Raw genomic sequence first — 26,287 nt, 5'->3', positions numbered from 1 at the left:
TCGGCTGGTTTTCCCGGCTAATTGGTATCCTTCACCGCGTCAGCCGAAGAAACAGCTTGCAGACGGGCAGTAATGCAAACTCTCTTTATAATCTGTTTTAGATGGCTCTGTGCCTTAGAATACTCAACCACAGATTGACATCATAGATTGATCTTGAGTTTTAACTGAACTTACAAAGGATATGCGATCCGCGTTACACCTCTCAAATCTGTGATACAAAAAAACCTCCTTCCGTTATAAAACAGAAGGAGGTTTTAAAATGCGAATCAATCTATGAGTGTATTACAGCAGAATACCCCCAACAGAAGCGATTAAAGTTGCAAAAATCAGAGCCACTGTATTTATTACCTTAATGAGAGGGTTGATGGATGGGCCGGCAGTATCTTTGTAGGGATCCCCAACGGTGTCACCAACAACAGACGCCGCATGAGCTTCGCTATTCTTGCCGCCGTGATTGCCATCCTCGATATACTTTTTGGCGTTATCCCAGGCTCCGCCACCGTTCGACATCATCAGTGCCACCATGAGTCCGGATGCAATCACACCGATCAGCAATCCTCCAAGCGCGAGAGGTCCCCACAGGAATCCTACAATAAGAGGAGCAAATACGGCCATTAATCCGGGAATTACCATCTCTTTGAGTGCTGATTTGGTTACAATATCCACACATGCGCCATATTCCGGTTTCTGTTCTCCTTTCATGATGCCCGGCATTTCGCGGAACTGCCGCCGAACCTCTTCGATTACAGCACCTGCAGCTCTTCCGACAGACTCCATTAAAAAGGATGCAAACAGAAATGGCAGCATCGCACCAATGAATAATCCAACCAGAACGATCGGATCGTTCAGCAGAAATGTAACGCTGCCGTCTCCCATCGCTTTTTCGAGGTTAAAGATGTAATCAGCGAAAAGCACCAGGGCGGCCAGTGCTGCTGAACCGATTGCATATCCTTTTGTGACCGCTTTCGTGGTGTTTCCGACCGCATCAAGTGCATCGGTATTGTTGCGAACTTCTTCAGGCAGATTACTCATCTCCGCAATTCCGCCGGCATTATCGGTAATCGGGCCATACGTATCCATGGCGATGATGATTCCGGTCACGCTCAGCATGGCAACAGCCGCAACTGCAATTCCGTAGAGCCCTGCAAACATGTAGGATAGGAAAAGAGCAAAAACCATAATCAGAGTTGGTACAAACGTACTTTCAAGACCTACGGCAAGTCCGCTGATAATATTTGTAGCAGCACCTGTTTCCGAGGACTTCGCAATTTTTTTCACCGGTGAATATTTTGTAGAAGTGTAATATTCGGTTACCAGCACGAGACCAATCACCACAAAAATCCCGACGACTGTTGCATAAAAGAGATCGAGCCAGCCGGTTGGGGCGTTGCTTAAATGTGCGATAATGGAATAATCAAAATCAGCAAACACAAGATACGTGATGTATGCAAAACCGGCGATTGATATTGCTGCGCTGGCGTACATGCCTTTGTAGAGGGCCTTCATAATGTTACCATCTTTGCCCATTCGAACAAAAAATACGGAAACGATGCTCGCAAGTATTGCAAACGCTCCCAGGTATAACGGGTAGGTAACCAGCTCAGTAACTGCAGCCACATCCGGCAGCAGGTATCCTAAAAGAATTGCCCCGATTGCTGTCACAGCGTACGTTTCAAAAAGATCGGCACCCATCCCGGCGCAGTCTCCCACATTATCACCAACGTTATCGGCAATTACGGCGGGATTCCTGGGGTCATCCTCCGGAATTCCGGCTTCTACTTTACCGACGAGGTCAGCCCCCACATCGGCAGCTTTGGTATAAATCCCCCCGCCAACCCGGGCAAACAGTGAAACGAGGCAGGAGCCAAATGCAAATCCGACCAGTGGATTTACCGGGTCTGCAAGACCCAGAATGTTATTAAAGAGATAGAAAAATCCGGCAACTCCAAGAAGTGCAAGGCCCGCTACAGCGAGACCAGAAACCGCACCTCCGTTAAATGCAAGCTTCAGGGCTCCCGGGAGTCCGCTTTTGGCTGCTTCAGCTACGCGAACGTTCGCTCTTACTGCGATTGTCATTCCTGCATATCCGCTGAATGCAGAAAATAGCGCTCCCACAGCAAAACCTATGGTAGTCCACCACCAGGTTGTTGCCGCCTGCCCTTCCTGCAGAAGTGAAATAATTGCAAAAACCACAATGATGGCAATCGCAACATAGGTTATGGTTTTGTACTGCCTGTTCATATATGCGCCGGCACCTTCACGAATTGCATCGGCAATCCCGTTCATGGTTTCGTCGCCGGTTGGTGATTTCAGCACACCCCTTGCAAGGATGTAAGCTGCGATAAGCGCAATAATAGCCGCCAGCGGAGTAAGTATAAGTAGATCCACGAATCTTCCCTGTTTTGGTTAATCTTATTTTTCCGTATTGATTCCTATCAATCAATACCGGCAGAAGCCGGATGTTAATTGGGTCTACAATACGATTCGTGAATGATATCTGCAAGGCGAGTTATTCACACTCTAATATGTTTCCTCATATGCTTTTGCAAATCACAAAAACCTGCAGATTTCTATTGAGTCATGCTTTTTTCATTCTGCAGAGGATGGTACATATCAATGCCAACGTTTCAGACATGGCTTCGGAAAGATAACGAACGATAACCTACTCAGTTCTCCGCTTTAAACATCAGGATATGATCAACATACGGTTCGTAGAATTTAAACTGACCATCTTTAAGCAACTCATATATAGACTGAACAATTCTTTTGGATGCTTTGCCATCCCATTTTTCGGGAACAGTTCCGCTTTTCCAGTTGCCTGACATCAATTTTTTCAGTGCCGGTACAATAGCTTCAGGAGCTGTACCTATCAGTTCGTTGGTACCCTGGGTTACGGTTTCCGGTCTTTCTGTATTGTCTCTCAGTGTGAGGCATGGAATTTCAAGTACTGTGGTTTCTTCTGTAATTCCTCCTGAATCAGTAATCACAGCCTTAGAGTGTTTAATTAACCAGATAAACTCAAGGTAACCGAGCGGTTCGGTATAAATTAAGTTCTCATGGGAAATGCCCAGATCATCCAATATTTTTTTGGTTCTTGGATGTACCGGGAAAATTATTTTTTTACCCTCTACACCTTTTGCGATGTTATCAATAAGTGATTTCAGCTTTTTCTCCTCATCCACGTTCGCAGGCCGGTGAAGCGTCATCACAAAAAAGTCACCTTTTTTCAATGATTTTTCATCAAAAACTCCTGGCTTTTTTAACTTATCGAGATTTGAAAGGAGGGTATCAATCATGGTATTTCCAACAAAGAAAATCCTCTCTTTTTTTACACCTTCTGATGCAAGGTTTTTGTTCGCTACTTCAGATGTGGTAAAGAAAAAATCTGTGATGCTGTCTGTTGCAATACGGTTTATCTCCTCGGGCATTGTCCAGTCACGTGAACGAATTCCCCCCTCAACATGCGCGATTTTCACACCCATTTTTTTTGCCGTGATGGAGCACGCCATGGTTGATGTAACATCCCCGACCACAATACACAGATCAGATTTTCTGTCAATAAGTACTTTTTCGTACCGGGTCATTATTCTCCCGGTTTGCTCAGATTGCGAACCCGAACCGGATTCAAGATTCAAATCGGGTTCAGGAATACCTAATTGCTCAAAAAAAGCTCCGCTCATATTCCTGTCGTAATGCTGGCCCGTATGAATGAGACGGTATTGGAGATAATTCTTATCTGATATATCCAGTCCGGCTTCTTTGTTCTCTCTCTCAATCTCATGAATGATCGGTGCAATTTTCATAAAATTCGGGCGTGCACCTGCAATAATGTCAATCAGCATAAATTCTTTTTTTTGTTCAATTTATTTTGCCTGAAAATACTATTTGTTTTTATCTGGTTAAAGGCACAGACAATTAAATATAATTTAGAGATACAGAACTATATTAGATTTGATCTAATCTTTATTCTAAACGAGAATGGACCAAATGGTTCTGATGCCTGACGATTCTGCGGATCGGCTACGATTCAAGAACACTTATCTTTATTTTGTTACCTCATCAGTTATAAATTATTTCGCGAATTATGCATCAAAACTCCGAAAATAAGATTATCCCGCCTGAAGCACTTTTAGATGCCTATAGCAGAGGGGTATTCCCAATGAGTGAATCAAGGGATGATAAATCCGTCAACTGGTATTCAGCACGGCAGCGGGGCATTATCCCGATGGACCGGTTCAGAGTATCCGGGAATGTTCGGAGAATTATTCGTCAGGGCAGATTTACCTGCCGGATTAACACAAATTTCAAGGAGGTAATGAAGCAGTGTGCCAGCCGGAATACAACCTGGATTTCTGATATCATCATACGTTCGTTTGAGGTTCTCCATATGGCCGGTCACGCGCACTCTGTGGAGATGTATGATGAAAAAGGCACCCTCGCAGGCGGACTTTACGGCGTTTCGCTGGGTGGTGCATTTTTTGGAGAATCGATGTTTAAACATCAAAAAGAAGCGGACAAAGTAGCTCTCTGTCACTGCCACCGTATTCTTGAAAAAAACGGGTTTACATTGTGGGATACTCAATTCTACACAGGGCACCTGGCACAATTCGGATGTATTGAGATCTCTTCCAAAGCGTACGAAGAAAGCCTGGAGAAGGCCCTGCAGAAAGAAGTGATGTTTCGTGACTAAGCCGATTTTTTATTTTGAACCTGAGTTCTACACAGACAGATATACTATCTCACAACAACTTCCCGAGCTTTAATACTGTTTAGTTCGCCTGTTTCAGTATAATCCTCTCCCCAATATAGCAGACGATTTCCATCATCCACACCTCTTATATAATTTGCAAAACCACCCTCCCCAGCATTTACATTTCCAATATAGTTGTAATCAAAGTCAAATAGATGATATCTAATTGAAGATTCGTCATCGCTAAAATTCTCTATTTCCACCAGAATAAATTCATCCAGTTTTTGCAGAGAGACAATCCGGCTGTTCGAAAATATAAATTCTTCAACATTTCGCCGGTTTTCTCTTCTGTTCCCCCAGGGTTCGACCGCAAAATCATTATCTGGAACAGCAATCTTTGTGTGTTTATTTTCATTTGTGTTAAAAATATTCAATTCCGGCACTGCAGGATCACTCCACAGCAAATCATCCCCGTTCCACAAAATTCCTCCGGATTGAAGGATCATAATCAGCTTTCGTCCCTCTTCTGAGATTTCACCAAATGATTCTTTTAAATTGGGCTGATTGTCTTCACTAAACCTATAAATTTTTACATACTCCCCGCTCATTGGCACATCATGAAGCACACCGGCAAGTCCGTTAGATGTAAATTGAATTGCCCTAACTCCGTGTCTGATACCGGTTAATTCCCTGCTTGGCTGAAAGGTTTCATCAAATCCAATGATCTTCAAATTGCCGTCATCCCAGATAAGCAATTCATCTTCAATTACCTGGGCATATCTCGGTGTTCTCCATTCAAAAGGCCCTTGCCCTACAGATCCCAGCTCAGCTACATCACCCGTTTCCACGTCCATTGCAGAAACGCCTACCGGATTGGATTGCACGAATAAAAAATTACCTCCAAATGGCAATATCCATTGTGTAGTCGAAATTTGAATTCTCTCGTTTTTGATTGGAATATCACCAACCTCTACAAGTTCAACATCATTATCAATTACATAATGAATAGGTGGTTCAATAAATAGAGCAGAAAAAATGAAAATGAGTGCTATGTTCATTAAACATTATTTATTCATCAGTTATAAAATTGAATACAAAAATACTCTCATACTAAAGATATTTCAATTACTATTGGATGGCTTTGTAAAACCCTTAAACAAACCATTTTATGGTTGAATTTAAACACCAAATTCGGTTTAAATTGCCAAAAATGGGGTTCCTCTTATTTTAAAATATAGGAGATGTCGTATCGGAGGTAGTTAAGTGATCCCCCCTTAAAATATTTTATTTCAATAGTGTTACTCGTCTTACTTGTTGCATGTCCGGCGCCTCCATTCGGATCATATAAACTCCACTCGTTAATGCCGAGGCGTCAAACCTTACGGTATGGTTACCCTGTGGATAGATTCCTTGAGCCAGAGTCATCACATAACGCCCTAAAAGGTCGTACACTTTGATTGTGATAAATCCATTTTGACCGGCCTGAAAAGGAACGGTTGTTTGCGGGTTGAACGGATTGGGGTATGCATTCCCCAGACGATACGTATTCGGACGTGTATCGTCTAATCGTTCAGCAGATGTTGATGTGTCTCCGTAAGTCAACAAAACTCGTCCATCCAAAATCTCCTCCTCCAGTAAACTCCCGTCTCCATCAAATGCGTAGATATATTCCGTCCGGGTTATTTCCGTCATCCGATCATTCTGGTCGTATTGAAATACTTCCTGGCTAAATTTGATCAGTTCGTCTTCATCACTGTAATAATTTGGTTCATATAAGGTAAAAAGCACCGGTTTTTCATTTTCATACTCAATCTGAATCTCACTGAATGTTATCCACTCTGAACCGTCGCTATCCTGTTCGATAACCGATCGCAGTTCGACTTCCCCGGTACTGGGGTCTGTAGTAACTGCAGTAACTCTTCTGTAATCGTCTACCCAATTGAATCCGGTCCAATTTTGCTCCGTAACATCCGGCAGATACCCGAAATAAGCCATCTCCGAGCCAAATTCAATGGTATCAATAAAAAACTCATAAAACTGGTCAATTAGATCCGGGAATGTTATGGAAGGATAAGTATCCCTGTATAGATCTTCCCATTCATCATCAAATAATTCTTGATAGACAAATATCAGATCGCCGTTCTCTTCTGATATTAGGGTCCGATCCACATAAACCCAATGATCCCCATTCCAAAACCCATCTTCAAACATGCTAATTTGACCACCTTCTGCAGTGAAGCGTATCTGCCCTTCATTTACCCAAACTTCATTGGATGAATCCCAAAACTGTTCAGTTTCCGTAAAGATTGTTGTTATACCATTCACTTGCTGATATGTGAAAAGGATTCTGCTGCTATTGTAATAATTTCCACCGGCATAAACCTGATCTACAATTGACTCAAGACCGTCCGAACTGTACTGATAGATAGATTTCTCATACGGCTGCCAGCTTTCATTCTGACTGTTGAAGTTCAGAATTTCCGTCTCCACTCTTTCCCCATTTTGATAGTTATGGTCATATCTTCTCAGCGGGACAAATTCCTCATCCAACCATTGCTGATATTCCGCTCTGTCCGGCCTGGGAAAAACAGCTAACTTTCCCGGCTGACTTTGAGCAGTATAAATTGGATGCAGCTTTTTCAGAAGTTCAACTGTCCTGTGATTTCTTTCATTCTCTTTTTCCTGCAGGGTTCTCTCCTGTGCAGGCAGCGTACATACCAGAGTAAAACTAAATAGTATGGTAAGTATAAGTTCTCTATTCATTTTCATCTCCTTTTATTGTGATAAGTACTCAGCGTTGAGTTACTCCTTGATTTTCATACACCAATTTCAACGCTGCGGAAATAATAAATTACAGGGGGGGGGGGTATTAGATGAGAACCCTCCCCCTTAAATGCAATTATAAGTAAATTTACCTTAAAAAAGCGACAGCAATTTGACTAAAAATAAAAAATATCAGTCAATACCCCCCCCCTCATAATCATTAATCAAGATGGGTTCAGAATCTGATCAATTCGATGTTGAACATCTCTCAGATGAACTTGTGTAATCCGATCGGGAGCGTTTTCAACAGTCGAGTCAACTCTCTCAGCCAGTCTGTGCAATTCATCGCGTAGCATCGGTTTGATGTCGCTCAGCTCAACATGAGAATCGCTGCTCTCCATGGTTGTCCCGATTTGATGGATATAGGTTCGCTGCAGATTTCGGCGATAGGTATCGATCGTTTCACCTGAATCGAGTTCGCTCCAAATGCCGTTCCGAAGATCTTCGATCATTCCAGCAAGTGTATACGCTTCATCACCACGGAATGCTTCGTCTTCAATGAGGCGAATCATCCTTGAAGAGCTCATTACACTGCTCAGATGCCGCCCCTGTAAATTCTGAATCCGCTCTATTGCGCCGGCGTGTTCAATGTTACGCAGGATGTCACTATCGAGTAGCCAATCCGGGGTGGAGAAAACATGCTCGTTCAAAAACTCCATCGCCTGCTGCTGATACTCTTTGTCGACCGGTGTATAAATCTGCCCCTCCTGATCACTCGCAAGACGGTGGTAGTACACTCCGCCGATGTTAGTCACCACATGACCGATATAGCGATTCCACATGCCAATCAGCTCACCGTAAATTTCCTGGAGGTCATCGTAACCGCGTCCGGGTGTAGATGTCCACTCGACCAGGTTCGGAACCACACGCTGAAGGTTTTGCATCCCGTAACCTGAAGCCCGGACCGGATCATTCGATAGTGTTTCTGTTTGAGCCGACGGATCGTAACCGGTGGATTGCCCGAAACGGTACATCGGGTCGCCCGCTTTTTCCAGAATCCATTCATTCAGCACAGGTATTTCATCTTCGGCTGATTCCGCATCAGGAATCACGCGGTACCCCCAGTTGATCGAATAGCGATCGTACGGGCCGATTTTTCGGATAAAGCGCTCCACACCGTCACCCGGCTGGGCAATGTAGTTCTGGCGGGCATAATCCATCACAGATGCCGATACCCCATACTCAGCAGTAAATGTTGGTGACCGAAGTGAATCTACCGGGTATGCATAATTTGCGGCCATATTGTGCGGCAGGCCAAGGGCGTGACCAATTTCGTGGGCAATCACCTGCCGGATCGCCTCAGTCAGATATTCATCATCCACACGCAGATTTTGTGCCTTGGGGTTGGCCGCACCGGTTTCGAGCAGCAGCCGGTTTCGGTAGGAGCGGATGTGGTTGTGATACCAGAAAATATCGCTGGCAATGATCTCTCCGGTCCGCGGATCGGACGTACTCGGTCCGGTGGCGTTCCGCGTTGTATTCGCGATCCAGCGTACCATATTATAGCGGATATCTTCCGGCTCAAAATTGGGGTCTTCCTCCTCGGTTGGTGGAAGCTTGGCCCTGATGGCGTTTTTAAACCCGGCAGCTTCAAACGCTTCATTCCAGTCTTCCACACCGTCGATCACCGCCTGGCGATATTCATCCGGCGTTCCGGGATCCACGTAGTAGACAATTGGTTTTACTGGCTCAACCAGCTCCCCGCGGGCGTATGCATCCGGATCTGATGGTTCGAGTCTCCAGCGTCGAATAAGTGTCCTGGTAGCTGCTTTCTGTTCATCAGCACCAAAATCGAGTTGTGTAACTGTAAACCAACCCACACGATAGTCATGGTGTCTCGGACGCATCGGTTCTCTGGGAAGCAGAATCATACTTTGATTCATCAGCACAGAGAGGGTGTTTGTTCCGGCTGATGAAGGCGCGCTCATCGCCTCGTACGTCATTACGTGGCGCGCTTCTACATTTTGCGGAAATGTCCGCACGGTATCAATGTAACTGCGGGATGCATCCAGCCGCCGGACCTGGTACATGTTTCGCAAAAATCCCGCAAGCCCTGTGATTGCCGGGACATCATTTTCAAAAAAGTCATTTATCTGGATGACGATAGATCCGTTCTCCGGGTTAGTTGCTGCAATATCAAATGTTGCAATAACAGGCTCATAGTTATTGGCCTGTACGGAGCGATAGATTGGAAGAGTATCGGCAGCCACACTGTTGTAGGAACGCTCTCGGATATTAATTTTATCTCTCACCCGTTCAAATGCAAAAACCTGTTCGGCTGTTTTTGAACCACTGCTTCTGAACCCAAAAAAGTTCGTAGGCACTTTTGCCACGCGACTCACCATCAGGAAATCCCTGCCGAGAAGGGAGTCGGGAATTTCGTAGTAAATTTTATCATCCACATAATGGACATCCAAAACACCGTGACTGGTTACTGCATCTCCGGTGATTACACTGCTGTAGCCATCGGGTGCCGAGCGGGGCTGGGCAGGCTGATCAGCCGATGCCGAACGAAAAAGATTACAGGAGGTTAAAAATAGCAGAGGGAAGATCAGTAGAAGTATCAGTCGTTTCATCAATCTAAATTTGTTGAATTATATCTGGAACAGCGATTTGCAAACCTGTCATAAATTATGCAACTAAAGAAACGGAATTCTTTTTAAAGTGACTTGATAAAACATGAAAATACTGCCCGGTTCGTTCAACCACTGAACGCGTTGTATTTAATTTAGAAATCCTTTTTATCCATTCTATATTGATATTATTGCTTTTAAAGCTTCAGTTATCTGCTCAACCCTGGGTATGAAAACATCAACCGTTCCGCTTATTTTCGAATGAAGATTCATCTAAAAACAAGATTTATCCATGCAAAAGTTAACATTTCTACGATATCTGCTGAGAGCACTGTCACTCCTCCTCCTTTTCTCTGGTTGTATATTTATGGCATTGCCGGCGGATGCTCAGCAGGCAGGTGACCTTATATCACAAAACGCTATACCGTTTGAAACGGCCGATGATTTTGATGAACTCATCAACCAGGCGGGTGAACGAACGCTTGTTTTGATGGGTGAAGCATCTCACGGTACATCCGAATTTTATACCCAGCGGGCAGAGCTCAGTAAACGCCTGATTGAAGAAAAGGGGTTTAATTTTATCGCGGTAGAAGGTGACTGGCCGGCGATGTCGAGGATCAATGAGTATGTGAAGCATATAGAGACTGGTCCGGGTACACTTGAAGAAGCGATGAATTACATCAACCGGTGGCCGCTCTGGATGTGGCGAAATCATGAGGTAAAAGATTTACTCAGCTGGCTGCACGAGTACAATCGTGATCTCAATCCGGATGAACGTGTAGGATTCTACGGGGTCGATCTGTACGCCAAACAGGACGCAATGGGGCAGGTGATCAGCTATCTTGAAGAGATTGATCCGGATTTAGCCTCACGTGCGGATCGAAATTTTGCTTGCATGACCCGGCATGGATCCATCCAGCAATATTTGCAGATGGTATCTCAATCAGGTGAAGATTGCAGCGAGGATTTTGCAGATGTCCTGCAACTGGTACGTGAAAATACTGAAAAAGGATGGCATTTTTTCAACGCTGAACAAAACACAAAGGTAGCAATGAACGCTGAAGAACATTATCGGGGCAACCTGATGCGGGGTGCACAATCCTGGAATGCACGGGCGTCTCATTTCTATCTCACGGCAGAGCGGCTACTTTCATTTTACGGGGAAGGCAGCCGGGGGATCGTCTGGGCGCACAATACCCATATTGGAGATGCACGGGCAACGGATATGGCGAGGCAGGGCGCACACAACATCGGCCAGCTTGCGCGGGAAGATCTCGGTGAAGAGAACGTTTTTGCAATCGGTTTCGGAACATATGAAGGGCACGTTCTCGCAGGACGTGAGTGGGAAGCAGAGATGGAAGTTATGCGCACACCACAGGCACGCTCCGGCAGCTGGGAGGAGATGCTGGAGGCCACCGGACTTCCACGGTTTTATCTAATTTTTGATAATGAAGAACTCAATTCCGCATTGCAATCCTCCATACCACACCGCGCAATCGGCGTAACCTATAATCCGGCGAATGAAAGCCAGGGAAATTATGTGAACACCATTTTACCGGATCGGTATAACGCATTTGTATTCACCCGTGAGACCGATATTCTTGAGGTATTGGATTAGGCAGGGTGCCCCGGCATTCGCCGGGACCGGAAAAGCACCGGCAGGGTGTAGGGTGCAGGGTGCAGGGTGCAGGGTGCAGGGTGCAGGGTGCAGGGTGCAGGGTGCAGGGTGCAGGGTGCAGGAAAAATATCGCAGTTCTGGAGGATAAAAGCTCATTTTTAAAGGAAAATTAGAAATGAGAGAGAGAGGGGGATAATCTTTCCTACCCCCCCTCTGGTTTTATTTATTACTTTGTAGAGGTGCGGATCAGCGATCCGCGGTACGTTTATTCAACACCGGGTAAGCCGACAGGCTCGGTTTGTTGGAACCATAGTGTTCCGGTTGGCTGAACGCGCGGCCACTCTTCGTGAAGGGTTTCACCATCGTAGAGGCGACCGTTCTTCATTACATGCTCTATCGTGTTTGTATTGCGCAGGTTTTCAAGCGGATTACCTGACAGAATCAACAGGTCCGCCATTTTTCCTTCTTCAAGTGTACCGATATCACCATCCAGTCCAAGTGCTTTGGCGCCGTGAATGGTAGCTGTGCGAAGTGCCTTGTGCGGGTCCATATCATCCCATGCCATCGCCCACAATTCCCAGTGAAAACCCAATCCCTGTAGCTGACCGTGGCTGCCCACTCCGAGGATTCCGCCATCATCGTAGATCTGCTGTACAATGCGTGATTGACGATCCATTACATATTCTTCTTCATGAAACCAGCCGGAACCGCGCCGGCGTGTTTTTCTATCAAGATCCTCACGCGGGGTGAAGTATCGCAGCTTCGGATCGTTGGCCGCGTTTTCTGTCATGAAAAAATAGTTTTCAGCCCACGGCCCGCCATAGGTCACCAGCAGAGTTGGCGTATATGCCATCTGAGATTCAGCGGTGGTCCGGATTACATCAGAATAAATCGGCGAGATCGGGTAGTTGTGTTCCTGTCCGGGATATCCATCAATCAGCATCGTCATGTTGAGCTTCATATCGAGGGAGCCCTCCGTAGTTGGCATCAGCTCCTGCTCTTTGGAAGCCTGCAAAATCCACTGACGCTGTTCACGGTTTCCGGCTACATACATTTTAATCGTTTTGGTGTCGAAGTAGTCGCTGTATCGCTTCATCACATCTCGCGTGTGATCGAGGTCGCGAAGCTGTTCAGACCAGAATACCCCCGGCCCGGTTTGATAGATTCTTGGGCCGATCATATTGCCGGCTTCCACCTGGTCTGCATACGTCAGCAGATCCGTTGTACCGGTCTGCGGATCGCGAAGTGTGGTCACTCCATACGCGAGATTTGCCATAAATGACCAGATCTGCGGCTGATGGAGATTACGAAACGGTCGCACATGTGCATGTGTGTCCACAAAGCCGGGTACGATTGTTCGCCCGCTCACATCTCTCTCTTCTGCATTTTCAGGCAGTGCGACCGAACCCCGCTCGCCGATCGCTTCGATACGATTGTTGCGGATGACGATATCGGCATTTTCGATAATCTCATAGCCATTCATGGTGATTGCAGTTCCGCCCCGCAGAACCAGCGCACCATCCGGAATATCCCGGTTGATTTCTACCTCAATACGCTGTTCGTCAGGACGGTAATCTTCCGGCCGATCCGGATCATCGCCGTTTTCTTCTCCATTTTCATCATCCTCTTCAGCATCTTCATTTCCATTGTTGTCCTCTTCTTCCTCATCCTCATCACGTTCCGCTTTTTCGCGATCGTATCGCTCCTGTTCTCGTTCCCGCTCACGGGCATCATCGATATTATAGGTCAGAAACGCGTTTCCAAGAGACCAGTGAACGGTGCGGCCATCCCATCCCCAGGCAGGAAATTGCCCGCCGATATCGGTCAGTTTTGCTGCCGGAAAAGATGCACCGTCCGGATTGGCAACGCTGATATTTTGTGCTTCCCCTGCACGGGGAATGGTAACCGTGTAGATGTCGCTACCCACTTGTGCCAGCGCCTGGTCCCCCTCCGGAGCTTTCAAAATCGTAGACGCACTCTGCGGAGAAGTAGAGCCGGGAATAGTTGAACCGGTTACGGTCAGGTGCTGGCGTTCATCTGTACCATCATAGCGAACAGAGATCAATCCCCGCTGAGTATGATTCAGATAAATACGGTCATCATTTTTTACAAAGTGAGGGGTGCGGCGCCCATCTGTACTGGTGATAAACTCGACCTCACCGCCGTCCGATGGCAGCCAAACCAAATCGGCGGCACCCAGAGGCACACCAGGGCCCGGAGATTCGTAATACACGCGGCGATCCCCTCGAATGGCTACAATCCGGTCCTCTGTTTTCGACCACGCCAGCTGCTGATAGAGCCCGGCCTGATCTGTGAGCCGCTGTGCACTTCTGCGTCCGTTGCTTCTTTTTCTGTAGATGTGTCCGCCTTCCTCAGGGTCCCAGGTCGCAAACGCAATCCAGTCTCCATCGGGCGACCACACAGGAAACGCCTTCGACAAACCGAGATCTGTGATCTTCTCCGGTGTGCCATTGGGGAGATCCATCACATAGAGATCGTTCAAAACGGTAAAAGCAAGACGAGTGCCATCAGGAGATGGAACGCCATCACGAATCTGACGTGCAACAAACTGCTCATCGTCCGACATAGGATATTTGAAATCAAGTCGCGGGCCCAGTTCCAGTTCCGTGTCTATCCGAAACGGAATTTCAGTGGCTTCGGCTCCCTCTTCGATGGGTAATCTCCAGATTTTTCCGCTCCATGTTGTAATTACGGCGCTGTTATCCGGTGTAAAGACCATCGTTGGGAGAACATCCCGTGTGCCGCGAGATTCCATATCATCTCGCTGAATGGGATACGCAAGCCAGCGTTCATCACCCGTTTCGAGATCCCGAATTCGAAGTCCGGTCTCCGTATCATGCCGTGTTCCATACACCAGCCAATTCCCGTCGGACGATAGCGTGGGGCGAAATGCAGACCCAAGCCTTGAAGTTTGCGTATGTCGCTCGCCCGTATCACGGTCAAATTTAGCAATCTGATATTGAGGAAAGATGGCATTGTAGTTCCAGTCACCGGTTCGCTGTGAAAACCAGATGTATCTGTCGTCTCCGCCAAATGCCGGTTCGATTGTTTTCAGATTATTTGGCGTATCAATAAATTCGGTGCCATTTCCGCCATCCACATGATACATTCTTAGTTTATGCACCCCGCCTCTGAGGTTTGCCCGGGCCGCTATGATATATTCGCCATCCGGGGTAAATATCGGAGATTGCCAGCGATGATTATTGCCGGTAGTCCGCTGTTCGGTCTCCATCGTTTCGAGGTCCAGAATCCAGACATTATCACCGCCGCTGCGATCTGATATAAACACGATCTTATTACCGTCCGGATTAAATCGTGGTTGATGATCGAACGCCATCCCTTTTGTCAGCTGTACGGCATCTCCGCCATCAATCGGGAGTTCGTAAAGATCCCCCATAAATTCAAAAACCAGTTTTTCCCCGGAAGGATGAACATCAACGGAGAGCCAGGTTCCCTCTTCGGCCTGCAGATGAACCGTTCGATCAGCTTCAAGAGGCAGTCCTTCGTGACTCGATTCTATTTCGTTATCGCCGGAAGATTCATTATCCCCGTTTGTTTGAGCCATTGAAGTTAGGGGAATCAGTAAAAGGATAAAAAAGACTGTAAGTGTGTTGCAGCGTAGATTATTCAACATGCTGAATGGTATATATTTGAAATTGTCAGTGTTAAGCGTGTTACTCTACATTGAGAATTGGCAAAACCGGTTTTAATATACATTCTCCTATTAAAGAATCAATCATATAAAATGGTGGAGAAATTGAAAGAAAGGATTTGAAGAGCTGCTACTTTAATCAGAAATCAGATACACATTTATCTGAGGTAAAAACATTAACTGAAAAATGACTGAGATATTCCGACTTATTCCTCGCTTGTGGTTACCAGACTTGAAAAGATGCTTCCGTTAATTTGCTCATTATTCAGAGTGATATCAATTGAATCCTCTCCTGTATTGGCAGGAGAATATCTTGCTGTATACTGGCCCAGTGAATCGGTTTCTATGACTTCAGCTATTGATGAGTTATTCATACTTATTTCTACAAATAATTCAGATGCCGCTCCGCCTACCAGGTTCCCATAATCATCTCTGACCATTATGGTTATCGTAGTTTCTGTATTTACTATTCCATCATTGACCTCAGCTGTAGTATTACTTGGATTTCCCACACCCGGATTCACAATAAATGGTTCGGAAGTGACACTCGAAATTCCGTCTGCACTGAAAACCAGTCTGTGATTTCCAGCTGATGTAATTACCAGATCATCAAAAGTTGCCACACCAGAAGATTCAGTCAATTGGGTCAAAGTACCATCACTGAAACTTACCCTTTCCTCTACACTTACTGTTACGCTGATTTCCCCTAACGGATCGCCATCACCAGAAACTATCAGAACTTGTGGTAAAGGAGTAATCACCTCACCTGCCGTTGTGTTTTCCGGTTGTTGAATAATAGACATTTGAGATGAAGCCTCTGCTTCAAATTCTATCTCAGCAGTGCCTATTTCTTCACCACTTTCGTTTGTTCCTAAATATCCCATTACGGTTACCGTATTTGCTTGCGTTGAGGTGAGTTCAGCAATAGCCTGGCCTGAAGTATTCGTCGTCCAGGGACCGCTGGTCAGCGTGCCATCCCCGTTTGTGATCTCAAAAAACACATCTTCACCTTCAAGCTCGTTGCCACCCACATCACGAACTGTAATTGTCAACTCTGAAGCATCAGATCCATCAGCATTCAGCCCGGCCGATGGGCTTGCCTCTATCCCGGAATTGGAAGAACTCGCACTACCGGCAACGACTGTCAGCTCCACCGTTTCACTGTCACTGAACGCTACATTCGCATCTGAATCTTCAATAGATGCGGTAATAATTACCAATCCAGTTTCGTCAGCAGCGCCGGATATACCAACCGTTGCAAGACCATTTTCATCGGTCAGAGCTGAACTCTCATCAACAGTTGCGCGATTGGATTCATTACTAAAAAAACTTACCTCCACACTCTGAACAGGATTGTCTATGGCATCCAGCACTATGGCAGTGACTGACGTACTCCCATCCACAGGAATCTCAGCTTCATCAATTGTCAACGATGATATCTGCGATGCCTGAAGCGTTTCAAACTCCACATCAACGGTTCCTATTACATCACCATCCAGTGTTCCGGTCACCGTAGCTGTCTCTGCAGTGGTTGACGACTGTAAATCCTGACTGTAGGTACCATCAGCGTTATCAATTACTGAATTTAAGAGCGTGCCGGCTGTTGTAGTAAGCTCCACATTATCTCCTCCTGACGAAATGGGGTTACCATTGGCACCCTTCAGTTCCACCGTTACTATGGAAGTGGAACTGCCATCAGCCGCAATAGATGTGGGTTCTGCACTAATTTCACTTTGACCCGCATCAGCAGCCACACTCTCAAACTCCACATCAACAGTGCCAATCACCTCGCCGCTGTTGTTTGTTCCTAAGTATCCCGTTACGGTTACCGTATTCGCTTGTGTTGAGGTGAGTTCAGCTGAAGCCTGGCCAAACTCATCCGTCGTCCAGGATCCGCTGCTCAGTGAGCCATCCCCGCCTGTGATCGCAAAAAACACATCTTCACCTTCAAGCTCGTTGCTACCACCATCACGAACTGTAATAGTTATTATGGAGGCGTCAGATCCATCAGCAGTCAGCCCTTCTGTAGGAGCAGCCTCTATCCCGGAGTTGGACGCACTCGGACTGCCGGCCTCAAAACTACCCTGTGCAGTGTCCGAGATATTGTTCACTGATTCTGTAAACGTAAAGTTAACGTCCGATTGGATCGTTTCGGAAGTAGCTGTAAAAGTAACCTGACCTGAATCATCTGTAACATCTGAGCTTCCAGCGCCGGTATAGATAATACCAGACCCTTCATGGCTTACTTCAACCGTTACGTTCGGTACCGGGTTATCATTTATATCTTCAACTGTAATTTCAAATACCAGTTCATCCACTCCATCAGCAGTTGCTGTTCCATTCAAAACATTTACATTCACAGTCGCAGGTCCTCCTGATACAACATTCAGGGATACCGATTCGTCATCACTAATGCCATCAACATTTACTATTAATACGTGTTCGTCCTCTGTGGTGAGTGTTATTGGGATATCTGCAGATCCGTTATTGAAATTTGTTGATTCATCATATATCAATCCTTCTTGATTACTTTCTACTGAAACATTCCGATTATCAGAAAGAAGTTCTCCGCCAACTCCGCGTGCATCTGTAATCTCCAGAATGAATTCCTCACCGGCAGTTTGTTCACCTGGGTTGTCTAGCGTAAATCCCGAATTGTCCACAAAACTACCTTGTGCAGTTGTAGTGTTACTATTCACCAATTCTGTAAACGTAAAGATTACGTCCGATTGGATCGTTTCGGAAGTCGCAGTAAAAGTAACCTGGCCTGAGTCATCAGTTTCTTGTGAACTTCCAGCTCTAGTGTAGGTTATATTAGTCCCGTTATCACTTGCATTTACAGTTACTCCCGGTACTTGGTTTGAAAATTCGTCTAAGACGTTAATTGAAAATTCTAACTCATCATCTCCGTCAGCCGCTGCTGAAGTTATTACACCTTCTGCTTCTATTACTGAAGCTTCAGCGGCAACCACATCAAAAGGAGATGAAGTTTTGGAATCTACACCATCTGCAGAAAAGATTAGCCTGTAATTTGTACCTGCAGTTTCAATCACCAAATCTGGAAAGGAAGCTTCACCCGATGTGTCTGTAACTTGTCCTGTCTCTCCCCCGTCAAACGTATTTCCACCCTCGATCTGAACCGTAACATTTACCCCGCTGATCCCGATACCATCTGTATCTATTACTCGTACTGTTAGTGGGGCATCCGGTGAGCCGCGTATGGCTTCACCCGCTGTGGTTTGAGCAGGTTCAGTTATAATATCCAGATTTGATGCTTCCCCGGCCTCAGCTGTGGCAGTGAATGTTACCGACCCTGCACCTGAAAAGGTTGCCTCTACAGAGTAGGTGCCGGGGGTGTCGCCGAGGGTTAAACGTGTAGAAGCTTCACCTGAGTTATTTGTAGTTTCTAATTCCGTACTTAACGATTCGCCGGATGATCCATCCGGAGTGTCTGTAATTGAAAAACTGACTGATTCATCTCTCACAGCATTACCATATTCATCTGTCACAGTAACAACAAAATCGTTATCCAGCTCCTGGCTGACTGAGCCCGTCTGTTCATTACCTGATTCAATTATAATATTTGAGGGATCAGCAGGGGTAAAATTGATATCTGCTTCCCCCACACTCGTCCCCTCAGCAGTGACGCTAACCGTTACAGTTTCAGCGGTCTCGTTGGTTATTGCTGTTGTATAATTCCCGGAGGTACCGTTTTCACTCACTGCACCTGCTTCTGCATCTCCAGTTACACCTATTGTGAAATCTGTGTTTGTGAAGCCGCTCACAGGGTTATTACTGCCATCACGTAGTTCTATTGTTAGCGTTGAACTATTTCCGACCTGCAGCTCTGATGGATCAGCTATCACACTTGAATTATCGGTGTCAATGCCGCCGCTTTCTACAGTAAATTCATTTGATGTGCTGCTGAATGAACCATCGTCCGCTGTGATAGTTTGGTTGCTTCCCGCCTCGCTCACTTCCACATCCAGTGTAACCGTGCCGGTACTAAAATTTGCTGTTTCAGGTGTGATCGTTCCTGCAGTTGTTTCGAGCGATACATTCTGATTGTATCCTGAATCTGTATTTCCATTCGCATCTTCAGCAGTAATCGTTATTTCGAAAGGCACACCGGCTGTCTGAGTGCCAATCGGCTCAAAATTAAAAGATGAAGCGGACCCGCCTGAAACTTCACTGCTAAACGGACTTTCGGAAATCGGATCTCCGCCCAGTGTGATAGCAACCTGGTCAGTGCCCGCGTTTTCCGGCGTGTAACTCGTGCTGTACTCGCCGTTACCGTTGTCGCTGATCGCTGCAACCGATGCTCCATCATTGGCCCCGCTAATCGTTACGGAAAGACCCGCCGCAACCCCTTCAACACGATTTCCAAAGCTATCCTCTACCGTTATTTCGATTGGTGTTGAAGAACCTGCCTCGCCGTCAGGCACATCAGCACTACTACTGGAAGGATCACCTGCCGCAGCTTCTATTTCGAAAGAGTCAGAGGTTACATTCGGTACGCCCGATGCGTCTGCATCGAAAACCAGGCTGTATGATCCCGCTGTTTCGAGCACGAGATTGGAAAATGTAGCAACTCCGGATGAATTCGTAGATTGAGTTGTGGTTCCGGAATCAAAACCTCCTCCATTTTGTACGCTCACCGTCACGCTGATTCCTTCAATCTCATTACCTGCGCTGTCCGTAATTCTTACCTGTGGCGCCGGGCTGATCGACTGCCCAGCTGTTGTTGTTCCCGGCTGTGTGGTAATCTCCATTTCTGAAGCGGCACCAATCTCTGCTTCCGCACTGAACGTAACAGACCCTGCACCACTCACCGTTGCATCTACCCTATACTCACCCGGTGAGTCGCCGAGGGTCAGACGTGTAGCTGCCAGGCCTGAGTTATTGGTCTGAGCAGAAGAATTGCTTAATTCCTGTACGGTTGCGCCTGATGGAGTTTCATCAATAGAGAAGTTTACTGTGGCATTCGGAACCGGATTATCAAATGTATCTGTTACCCTTACCACAAAATCTTCCGAAAGCTCCTGGCTGACTGAACCCGTCTGGTTATTACCTGATTCAATTTCCACATTTGACGGATCAGCTGCGGAAACTTCACTGCTATATGGACTTCCCGAAATCGGATTTCCACCCAGTGTGATAGCAACCTCGTCAGTGCCCGCGTTTTCCGGCGTGTAACTCGTGCTGTACTCGCCGTTACCGTCGTCGCTGATCGTTGCAACCGAAGCACCATCATTTGCCCCGCCAATCGTAACGGAAAGATCACCTTCAACCCCTTCAACGCGATTCCCAAGGCCATCCTCCACCGTTATTTCAATCGGCGTTGAGGAACCGGCTGTTCCGTCAGGGACATTTGCGGTTGTTGATGAAGCATCTGCAGAAGCTGCTGTAACATCAAAGGCATTACTTGTTCGAGGTGTAACGCCACTGGATGAAAAAACCAGATTATACCCATCGCCGACCTGCCCAATTGCAATATTACTAAAGACTGCAAATCCATTACCATTAGTCTCAACCGAAGTATCACTTCCGGCTGTAAACGCCTGTCCATCTTGTTCCGAGACGGAGACACTGACACCTGGTACCGGATTATCAAACTCATCCCAGATGCGAACAGCAGGAGGGCCGCTTATAGGTTGACCCGCAACTGATTCGCCTGGCTCGGTTGTAATTTGCATAACATCAGGATCCGCAGCTGTATATGTGATTAGCGGTGTGTCATTCAGCGTAGTTCCTGTAGCTGTCACGGTTACCGTTACCTGTTGAGCGGTTTCATTCGTGACTTCAAACACATACGTACCTCCTGAGGTCTCACTGACAGATCCGGCTGATCCATTTCCGCTCACGCTGATATTGAAGTCAGAATCCGAGAGTCCTGCGATAGAATTATCAGCACCATCTTTCAACTGAACCGTTACAGTTGAACTGTTTCCGGCCTGAAGTTCAGTTGGATCGGCTGAAACGCTTGAACTGGATGCGCTCACCTCACTCGTACTCACCTCACTCGTAAACGGGCTGCCACTAATTCCTGAACCTGACAATTCAATTGTGATCGTGTCTGTTCCATTATTCTGTGGCGTGTAACTGGTTGAATACGTGCCATCCCCATTGTCTTCGATGGAGATGAAAGACGCCCCGCTGTTAGCACCTGAAACAGATACCGACAGATTACCGGCTGCACCGGTTACCGGGTTACCAAATTCATCAAGAACAGTAATTGTGATCGATGTGGCATCTCCGGCCGCTCCGTTAGGTACGTCGGCGCTGCTGTTGGAAGGATCACCCGCAGCCGGTTCTATTTCGAAAGAATCAGAGGTTACGTTCGATACACCGGATGCGGCGGCATTGAAGACCAGACTGTATGATCCTGATGTTTCGAGCACAAGATTGGAAAATGTAGCAATCCCGGATGAATTTGTAGACTGAGTAGTTGTACCCGAATCAAAACTTTCTCCACCTTCCACACTCACCGTTACGCTGACTCCTTCAATCGTGTTACCTGCTCCGTCTGTAATTCTGACCTGTGGTGAAGGGCTGATCGACTGACCGGCTGTTGTAGTACCTGGCTGTGTTGCGATCTCCATATCTGAAGCGGCACCAATTTCTGCTTCGGCACTGAATGTAACCGAGCCCGCACCACTCACCGATGCATTCACAGTATATTCACCCGGTATGTCGCCAAGCGTCAGGCGAGTGGATGTCTGGCCTGAGCTGTTGGTCTGAGCTGAACTGCTGCTTAAACTCTGCCCGGATGCTCCAGATGGAGTGTTTTCAATGGAGAAGTTTACTGTTGTATTCGGGACCGGATTATCAAATTCATCAGTGACAATTATTACAAAATCATCCGAAAGCTGCTGAGATACCGCCGCGCTCTGATTATTTCCGGATACAATAGTCAGTTCATCAGGATCCGCAGCTGTAAATTCAATGGAGGATTCATCATCAAGAGTTACTCCGTTTACACTGACGGTAACGGAAACGATCTCAGCCGTTGTATTGCTTACATCTGCAGTATAATTTCCGCTGCCTGTTTCACTAACGCCTCCAGCGCTGCCATTACCGCTGACATCTATCGATATGCTGCTGCTCAATCCAGTTACCGGATTGTTGCTGCCGTCACGCAGATTTATAGACAATTCCGAACTATTACCAGCCTGCAGCTGATTCGGATCAGCACTGACCGAAGAGTTGCTCGCGCTTACACCCCCGCTCTGCACTTCAAAAGTATTTGAACTGCCCGTAATTGAACCATCAGACGCAGTAATGGACTGATTACCAGAAGCGGTGCTAAGAGATACACTCAGCGAAGCTGTACCGTTTGTAAACTCCGCATTCCCTGGACTAACTGATCCCGCTGACGCACTGAGAGATGCTGTCCCCTGGTAGCCCGTTGCAATATTGCCCTGACCATCAAAAGCAGTCAGCGAAATATCAAACGATTCGCCTGCAGTCTGCGGGGAGCTGATATCATCAAAATCAAAAGTCTCAGCTGAACCTGCAGCAGCATTTGCGGAAAATGAGATGTTTCCGGCAGCTCCGGCGGCAGCAATAACGGTATATGTTCCGGTCAGATTTCCAAGAGTTAGGGTGGAAGAGGCTTCTCCTGCAGAGTTGGTTGTGACCGATGAGCTGCTTAAACTCTGACCGCTCGCACCGGAAGGTGTATCGCCAATGCTAAATTCAACCTCCAGCCCGGAAACCGGATTGCCAAATTCATCTGCAACTCTTACAACAAAAGGTTCATCCAGCGTTTCTGTTACTACGCCGTTTTGATTATTACCGGACAGCCGGCTCAGGTTATCGGGATCCGCTGCCACTACATCAAATGATTCCGATACCGCATTCTCACTTGCACCGATGGCATTGAACGAAAGGGTGTAATTTCCGGCTGTCTCAATCACAAGATCATTGAACACCGCAATTCCGTTACTTCCGGTATTCTGTGTGGTTGAACCACCATCAAAAGAAGCCGAGCCCTGAACGGATGCAACCACTTCAACTCCTTCAACCGGATTTCCAAGATCGTCAGTTACAATTACCGATGGAGGTCCGGCTACAGACTCCCCGGCAACTGTTTGTTGAGGCTGCTGTTCTATTTCTACAGCATCAGCATCGCTTGTAATGATATTACTATCATACGGGCTGCCTGAAATTCCTGTTCCGTTAAGCTCAATTGTGATCTGATCTGTGCCTGTTGCTGTTGGGGTATATGCTGTAGTGTAAACTCCATTCCCTTCTTCGGCAACTGACTCAAGAGTTGCGCCGGAGTTGTCACCGCTGACACTCACGGAAAGATTCTCAGCAACACCTTCCACACGGTTTCCAAATTCATCACGAACCGTAATTGTAATGTCGGTGCGGTCTCCGGCCGATCCATTCGGCACGTCTGCAGTTGTTTCAGATGCAGATGCAGCTGCAGGATTTACGTCAAAAGCGTTTGAAGTGGTTGTGAGTGATCCGGCTGTATAAACAAGGTTATAGCGACCGGCATTCGTGATAACCAGATCATCAAAAACAGCAATACCTGAACTGTTCGTAGATTTCGTTTCTGTACCCGATGAAAAATCCTGCCCATTTTGTTCTGATACGGTTACATCCAGGCCGGCAATATTATTTCCAAATTCATCAGTTACCCGCGCAGAAGGACTGTTTGAGATAACTTCACCTGCAGTAGAAGTGCCCGGCTGAGAACCGGATGGTACTGCAATCATATCCGGATCTGACGGGATGAACGTAATTTCAGGTGTGTCGCTAAGACGCACTCCGCCAGCGAATACGGTTACGGATATTTGCTGGGCTGTTGTATTGGAAACGCTAAATTGATACGTGCCCGATGATACTTCACTCACGGACCCGGCGGTACTATTTCCACTTACATTAATACTGAAATCGGAGCCAAAGAGTTCACTGATTGGATTACCTGATTCATCCCGCAGTTGAATAGTCACAGTAGAGCTGCTGCCGGCCTGAAGCTCAGTCGGGTCAGCAGACACGGAAGATTCACTTGCGCTGATATCACTGGTGAACACCTCGCTGATGAATGGACTGCCATCGATTGGAGTACCGTTCAGTTCAATCGTGACTTCATCCGTCCCGGCATTTTCAGGGGAGTATATTGCAATATACTGGCCAATTTCGTCACCGGCACTGACAGACGGAGACGCTGAATTTGCACCTGAAACCGTTACCGAAATTTCATCTTCAGCATTGGCAATTGGGTTATTGAAACGATCGAAAACCGAAATCGTAATTTCTGTACTTCCTCCAGCTACACCACCCCTTACATTCGCGACAGTAGAAGCCGGGTCAGCTTCTGCCGGTGACACCTCAAATTCTGATGAGCTTACGCTTGAAATGTCAGGATCATCAGCTTCAAAAATAATCCGATATCCTGTTGAAACAGATTCGATGCTCAGATTATCAAAACGGGCAACTCCGTCTGAATTCGTATTCACATCTGTACCTGAGGATGAACTAAATCCGTTGTTGTTAAGACTCGCGCTTACTCCAATTCCCTCAAGAGGCTCACCCTGGTCATTTGTTATCCGGACAGCTGGTGCGGGAGAAATATTTTCCCCCGCTGTGACAGATGAAGGCTGCTGCAGAATTTCTGATACGGGGGCACCAATCCTTGAAAACACTGAAGTAACATTTTTATCAGCATCCATAATTAGCGTTTCTGGATTTTCAGACCCTTCCAGATCACCCTGCCACGCCAAAAATCTCCAGCCATCATCCGGTACAGCCGTCAAGGTTACTTCTTCTCCTTCATCATACAGTGTACGATCAGGGGAAGCTTCAATAAATCCCTGCCCCTCAACGTCCAGATTCAGTGTGTACTCTTCAGCTCCAATCTCTTCAAACACGGCTATGACATTTTTCTCCTCATCAACCAATAAAGAATCGGGGTTCTGGCTGCCGGTCAGATCACCTTCCCAGCGGGCAAATCTCCACCCGTCATCCGGATCTGCAGTGAGCTGAACTGTTACGGTTTCAATTTCAATAGAGGCTGAAGCTGAACTTTCGGCCGTTAACTGTTCTGTTGTACGCTGAATGCCCTGTTGTAGTGAACCGGGCGCGCCGGAAGAAATATCCAGATTGGAAACGTCATTATCCACCTGCTGATCCGGGGAACCGCCGGTGTCTCTCTGTAGTTTTAGTTGCTCTTCAGAATCTCTGTTATTTTTCAGGTCAGGATCATCATCCAAACTATCGCGAGAAGCCGGTGCACTCAAATCTCCGGTTTCTGCAGATTGCGGTGCTTTGGTAGTCTGGCTGATTATTTCTTCAAATACACGTCCCTGACCCACAATTTCGATGGTAAGTGGATAATCGGCTTCAATAAAAAAAGCCGTTACCGTCCGGTTACGGCTCATTGTTAGAAAAGTGGGATTTATACTTCCTGTGAGGTCCCCCTCCCAGCGTTCAAAAACGTACCCTGTTTCAGGTATAGCACTGATTTCAAGAGTGGTACCAGACACATATTCACCTTCAGAGGGTTCAATTGTACCGCCATCATCAGGAGATACATTGGTGCTAAGTTCAAATACACCCGGTACAGAGTCATCAAAGGAGGGCTGAGTTGTGTCACAGCTGAATGTGAAAACGGCTATTACAGATGCCAGTAAAAATAGTAATCTTCTCATAAACATATATCTAAAGGAGACCCCGATTTAGCTCTCTTTATACAAAAATTCCGATGGCAGATCCAAGGAATGATTAGATTTGACTAATTAAGAAAAGAACCAACGGCGTGCCATTAGATGTTTCTCATATTCTCTACTATACACACGTATTTATAACCGCTTAGATCACTTAAATCGCGATTCAACAATAGTTTGAGCATCAAATTGATCAGGGTGAAATTGATGTGTTCTTTCAGAACAGGACAG

At 46.5% G+C, this 26,287-nt stretch carries 10 protein-coding genes; 3 read left to right on the top strand and 7 right to left on the bottom strand.

Features of this window, described 5'->3' with window-relative positions:
- Positions 1-282 precede the first annotated feature (282 nt).
- The gene (locus DYD21_RS01085) at positions 283-2,388 is read right to left on the bottom strand and encodes a sodium-translocating pyrophosphatase (protein WP_116031015.1); all 2,106 of its coding nucleotides are present in this window, start codon (positions 2,386-2,388) and stop codon (positions 283-285) included.
- Between the two features lie 278 nt (positions 2,389-2,666).
- Complete coding sequence (gene wecB / locus DYD21_RS01080; protein ID WP_116031012.1) at positions 2,667-3,842, bottom strand: non-hydrolyzing UDP-N-acetylglucosamine 2-epimerase; 1,176 nt, start codon at positions 3,840-3,842, stop codon at positions 2,667-2,669.
- 242 nt (positions 3,843-4,084) lie between these two features.
- Between wecB and aat the strand changes: the two genes are divergently transcribed.
- The gene (aat, locus tag DYD21_RS01075; protein ID WP_116031010.1) at positions 4,085-4,690 is read left to right on the top strand and encodes a leucyl/phenylalanyl-tRNA--protein transferase; all 606 of its coding nucleotides are present in this window, start codon (positions 4,085-4,087) and stop codon (positions 4,688-4,690) included.
- A gap of 44 nt (positions 4,691-4,734) precedes the next feature.
- On the opposite strand, the gene DYD21_RS01070 is transcribed toward aat, so the two are convergent.
- The 3 genes from DYD21_RS01070 to DYD21_RS01060 all read right to left on the bottom strand — a co-directional run bounded on the left by DYD21_RS01070 (position 4,735) and on the right by DYD21_RS01060 (position 10,089).
- The gene (locus DYD21_RS01070) at positions 4,735-5,748 is read right to left on the bottom strand and encodes a hypothetical protein (protein WP_116031008.1); all 1,014 of its coding nucleotides are present in this window, start codon (positions 5,746-5,748) and stop codon (positions 4,735-4,737) included.
- 226 nt (positions 5,749-5,974) lie between these two features.
- A complete protein-coding gene (locus tag DYD21_RS01065; protein ID WP_158551366.1) occupies positions 5,975-7,453 on the bottom strand; it encodes a T9SS type A sorting domain-containing protein in 1,479 nt (492 codons plus the stop codon).
- Between the two features lie 224 nt (positions 7,454-7,677).
- Positions 7,678-10,089 (bottom strand): zinc-dependent metalloprotease, encoded by a 2,412-nt coding sequence (locus tag DYD21_RS01060; RefSeq protein ID WP_116031003.1) that lies wholly within the window; start codon positions 10,087-10,089, stop codon positions 7,678-7,680.
- A gap of 289 nt (positions 10,090-10,378) precedes the next feature.
- Between DYD21_RS01060 and DYD21_RS01055 the strand changes: the two genes are divergently transcribed.
- Both DYD21_RS01055 and DYD21_RS20945 read left to right on the top strand, forming a co-directional pair.
- On the top strand, positions 10,379-11,704 hold the full coding sequence (locus DYD21_RS01055; RefSeq protein WP_116031001.1) for an erythromycin esterase family protein: 1,326 nt from the start codon (positions 10,379-10,381) through the stop codon (positions 11,702-11,704).
- A gap of 5 nt (positions 11,705-11,709) precedes the next feature.
- Positions 11,710-11,877 carry a hypothetical protein gene (locus DYD21_RS20945; RefSeq protein ID WP_158551365.1) on the top strand — a complete coding sequence of 56 codons (168 nt, stop codon included), beginning with the start codon at positions 11,710-11,712 and terminating at the stop codon, positions 11,875-11,877.
- 92 nt (positions 11,878-11,969) lie between these two features.
- Here DYD21_RS20945 and DYD21_RS01050 read toward each other — a convergent pair whose 3' ends face one another.
- Positions 11,970-15,359 (bottom strand): amidohydrolase family protein, encoded by a 3,390-nt coding sequence (locus DYD21_RS01050; RefSeq protein ID WP_116030998.1) that lies wholly within the window; start codon positions 15,357-15,359, stop codon positions 11,970-11,972.
- 224 nt (positions 15,360-15,583) lie between these two features.
- A complete protein-coding gene (locus tag DYD21_RS01045) occupies positions 15,584-26,041 on the bottom strand; it encodes an Ig-like domain-containing protein (protein WP_158551364.1) in 10,458 nt (3,485 codons plus the stop codon).
- Between the last annotated feature and the right edge of the window lie 246 nt (positions 26,042-26,287).

It is taken from the genome of Rhodohalobacter sp. SW132 (assembly GCF_003390325.1).
GTDB lineage: Bacteria > Bacteroidota > Rhodothermia > Balneolales > Balneolaceae > SW132.
The sequence above is the reverse complement of the archived record's forward strand: the minus strand, read 5'-3'. Positions and strand labels throughout refer to the sequence as shown.

Coding starts and splice junctions, on each gene's coding strand:
- DYD21_RS01045 (WP_158551364.1), bottom strand. CDS start 26,041: ATGAGAAGATTACTATTTTTACTGGCATCTGTAATAGCCGTTTTCACA.
- DYD21_RS01065 (WP_158551366.1), bottom strand. CDS start 7,453: ATGAATAGAGAACTTATACTTACCATACTATTTAGTTTTACTCTGGTA.
- DYD21_RS01070 (WP_116031008.1), bottom strand. CDS start 5,748: ATGAACATAGCACTCATTTTCATTTTTTCTGCTCTATTTATTGAACCA.
- DYD21_RS01060 (WP_116031003.1), bottom strand. CDS start 10,089: ATGAAACGACTGATACTTCTACTGATCTTCCCTCTGCTATTTTTAACC.
- aat (WP_116031010.1), top strand. CDS start 4,085: ATGCATCAAAACTCCGAAAATAAGATTATCCCGCCTGAAGCACTTTTA.
- DYD21_RS01055 (WP_116031001.1), top strand. CDS start 10,379: ATGCAAAAGTTAACATTTCTACGATATCTGCTGAGAGCACTGTCACTC.
- DYD21_RS01050 (WP_116030998.1), bottom strand. CDS start 15,359: ATGTTGAATAATCTACGCTGCAACACACTTACAGTCTTTTTTATCCTT.
- wecB (WP_116031012.1), bottom strand. CDS start 3,842: ATGCTGATTGACATTATTGCAGGTGCACGCCCGAATTTTATGAAAATT.